The organism is Actinospica durhamensis (assembly GCF_018139695.1).
Taxonomy (GTDB): Bacteria; Actinomycetota; Actinomycetes; order Streptomycetales; family Catenulisporaceae; genus Actinospica; species Actinospica durhamensis.
The window spans coordinates 1-404 of the sequence record NZ_JAGSOG010000839.1 but is presented as its reverse complement, the minus strand read 5'-3'; the positions used below and the strand labels follow the sequence as shown (position 1 = coordinate 404).

Sequence of the window (404 nt, the reverse complement as noted above, 5' to 3'; positions counted from 1 at the left end):
CAGCTTCAGGTGGTACCCCAGGTGCCGGTTGCCGATCACCCACAGCTCGCCGCCGGGGCGCAGGGCGCGCCGGGCGCCGGTGAACATGCGCCAGGCCGTGGCGTCGGTGGTCGCCTGGTGGGAGTGGAAGGGCGGGTTGTTGAGCACGAGGTCGACGCTGCCGGCCGGTACGCCCGCCAGGCCGTCGCCGACCCGGAACTCGGCGTGCCCGGGGACGTCGTTGGCCCGGTAGGTGGCCCGGGCGGACGCCACCGCCTGGAAGGATTCGTCCACGAACAGCACCTCGGCCCGCGGATCGGCCAGCGCCGCCGACGTACCGACCACGCCGTTGCCGCAGCCCAGGTCCACCACCCGGCCGCCGTTCCGGCCGGCGGGCAGGTGCCGCAGGAAGAACCGGGTGCCGA

The 404-nt window shown here is 75.0% G+C and carries 1 protein-coding gene; it reads right to left on the bottom strand.

Annotation, left to right across the window (positions count from 1 at the left end; translation table 11 throughout):
• Nucleotides 1-404, bottom strand: a 404-nt coding sequence (locus tag KDL01_RS42475) for a class I SAM-dependent methyltransferase (RefSeq protein WP_212534348.1), incomplete at both ends; no start/stop codon positions are given.